Consider the following 2,663-nt stretch of genomic DNA (forward strand, 5'->3'; position numbering starts at 1 on the left):
CAGAAAGGCCGCTTGCAACCCGGCCCGGAATTCGGCCGAAGCACCCGCACGTCAGGCGGCGGAGGAGGCCGGACAAACTCCGGAAAGAATTCCCCACCCAGCACGCTCCGCTCCCCCAGCGGTTCCAAGTCGCCGGGCGCCTCCGGATCCAAGACGCCCACCAAGGGTCCTGGCGGGGCCTCTGGCGGCCGTACGCCCTCGCTGGGCACCGGCGGGCGCGGAGGCGGCAGCGGAGGCAGCAGAGGCGCCCTGGAGTCCTCCGGGACAAAGGGCGGCGGAAAGCCCGGAGTTGGGGGCGGAAAGACCCCGACAACCGGCACGAAGAACAGCTCCGGAAGCCTCTCCGGAGCCGTCCGCGACCGGGCCGCCGACCGGATCCGCAACGGCCCCAAGCCGAAGAACGGCACCGGCACTTCAGGCACCTCGGGCAAGTCCGCCGGGGGCGGCGCCGCACCGTCCTCCGGCTCGAAGCCGGGCCGCGGGTCCGGGTCGAAGACCAGCCCGTCCGGATCCAAGCCCGCCACGGGCTCGGGGACGAAGCCCGGCGCCGGCACGGGGACGAAGCCGGGCTCGTCCCCCACGAAGCCCGGGACGGGCAAGGGCACGAAGCCCGGTTCGTCCGGGACGGGTTCGAAGCCGGGCCGCAAGCGGCCGTCCTCGCCCGCGCCCTCCAAGGGCCGCAAGGGCAAGGGCAAGGGCAAGAAGAGCGGGCGGAAGCCGGGCGCCGGCGGCCCCCCGAAGCGCACGGGCAAGGGCCGGGTCACCCTCCCGGCAGCCATCGCGGCGGAATCGGAGCGGCGGCTGAACAAGCGCCGCAAGCACCTGACGCCGGTCCTGACCACGGTCCCCAAGGGCAAGAAGAAGGGGAAGAAGACGACGGCCCCGGCCGGGACGGCGACGCCGAGCGGGCCGAAGGTCGACCTGACCAAGAAGCCCAAGCCCGGCACGAGCACACAGGGCGGCGCGGCGAAGCCGAAGGTCAGCCTCACGAAGAAGCCCAAGCCCACCACCGCGGCCGGTACGGCCCAGAAGGTGAACCTGCGCAAGAAGGTCAAGCTCACCAAGAAGCCGCGGAAGCCCGGACCGGGCCCGGCCGCCGGTCCCACCGGCAGCACGGGTACGACCAAGCCGACGCCGACCGGCCCGGCCTCCAAGAAGAAGGGCGACCGGCGCCGTTCACTGCGCGGCTGGTGGGAGCGGGCGGGCGCGCGCCGCTCCGGGAAGCCGGAGCCCGAGCCGGCCCCGTCCAGCTCCACCAGCTCGGCCACGACTCCCGGCCCGGACCCGGCACCGGCTGGAGGGTTCGGCCCGCCCCCGGGCTGGGGCTACGCCGAAGGCACGACCATCACCGTGGAACAGGCCGGCGGCCAGGTCTGGGAGGCACGCCAGCGCGAAGCACGACGCAGGGCCGGCGTCCCGGCCGGAGCGATTCCCGCAGCGAGAAGAGGAGGAAGCGTAGTGACCGTGCCCGTCCCGACGAAGGCACCGAGCACCCAGTACGCGGACAGCGACCTGACGATCTACGACGTCATCGACTCCGACGCCGACATGGCCGAGGAGATCATGGCGGGCGTCGACGAGGCCCGCGCCGCCGCGGACGGCTGCGAGAAGATGATGACGCGGCTGGAGGCCCTGCACGAGAAGATCGTTGAACTCAAGGTGCCCGGTGTCCTGGAGGGCTGGGTCCTGATCCTCGCGGAGAAGGCCGTCAGCGTGAAGGCGAAGGCGGAGGCCCTGGCGGAGAAGCTGCCCGCCGCCTCCGAGTCCATCCGCACCGCCGGCGAGAACGCCGAGCGCCGCCACAAGCCGCTCGCCGACGCCGTCCGCGATGCCGGACACGCTGCCCCCGCCGAGCGGGACTACCACGTCGAATAGGAGTACCACCGTGTCCGACCTCGTACCCGTCATCGGCGGCGCTCTCCAGAAGACCGGCTCCGTCATCGTTGGCGCCGTCCGCTTCGGCATCGTCGTGGCGCAGCTGACCGCCGCCAGCGCCACCATGGCGGGCCTGTCCAACCAGGTCCGCTCCACCTTCAAGTACGTGGAGGACTGCGCGAACTCGGTCGACAAGCTCGCCGACCTCGCCGCGTCCAAGGCCGTCGACCAGTTCACTGTCAATGAGCACCGCGAGGCGGCGACCGTGATGCGGTCGTGCAAGGACGAAGCGGAGGCCATGGCTGTGGAGTGCGAGGAGATGTCCTCGCTTTTCCACGAGACCGCCGACGGGCACATCGCTGACTACGGCGCGGTCGCGGACGCCGCCAACAACATGCCCGACGGCATCGAGATGGCCGACCGCACCTTCTACAGCAACCGCTGACCCACCCGACCCCGAAGAGGGGAAGCCGATGAGCAACCGGAAGCTGGCCACCGCCATCAGCCGCGAGGACCAGGCGGAGGCCGGAGGCAGCCTCAACCCCCCCGAGCGCACCACCTGCTACCCGCACCAGTCCTGGTCCGGTGACTGCGCCGACCAGCACACCTCCGGCACCGGCCGGGGAATCGACGAGCGGGTCGACCTCGACTACATACGCGGCCACCACAACTGACCCACCCACCCCGCACCAGCACGAAGGGGGGGGGGCCCCCCCCCCCGGGGGCCCCCCCCCCCCCCCGGGGCACAGAATGAGAGGAGCACAAAAAAAAAACCCCCCCACCCCCCC

General features: G+C 71.9%; 2 protein-coding genes and 1 pseudogene. All 3 read left to right on the forward strand.

All coding sequences use genetic code 11. The features are described 5' to 3' along the window. A pseudogene (locus ACFYOB_RS37095) lies at window positions 1-1,875 on the forward strand (hypothetical protein); the annotation flags it as partial. Between the two features lie 10 nt (window positions 1,876-1,885). Continuing rightward, entirely contained in the window at window positions 1,886-2,320 is a 435-nt protein-coding gene (locus tag ACFYOB_RS37100; RefSeq protein ID WP_388568253.1) for a hypothetical protein, read from the forward strand. Between the two features lie 28 nt (window positions 2,321-2,348). Then, window positions 2,349-2,549, forward strand: coding sequence for a hypothetical protein (locus tag ACFYOB_RS37105; RefSeq protein ID WP_388568256.1), 201 nt, complete (start codon window positions 2,349-2,351; stop codon window positions 2,547-2,549). The last annotated feature ends 114 nt before the right edge of the window (window positions 2,550-2,663 follow it).

The sequence above is a fragment of the Streptomyces sp. NPDC006463 genome (assembly GCF_042870715.1).
Classification (GTDB): Bacteria; Actinomycetota; Actinomycetes; order Streptomycetales; family Streptomycetaceae; genus Streptomyces.

Coding starts and splice junctions, on each gene's coding strand:
- ACFYOB_RS37105 (WP_388568256.1), top strand. CDS start 2,349: ATGAGCAACCGGAAGCTGGCCACCGCCATCAGCCGCGAGGACCAGGCG.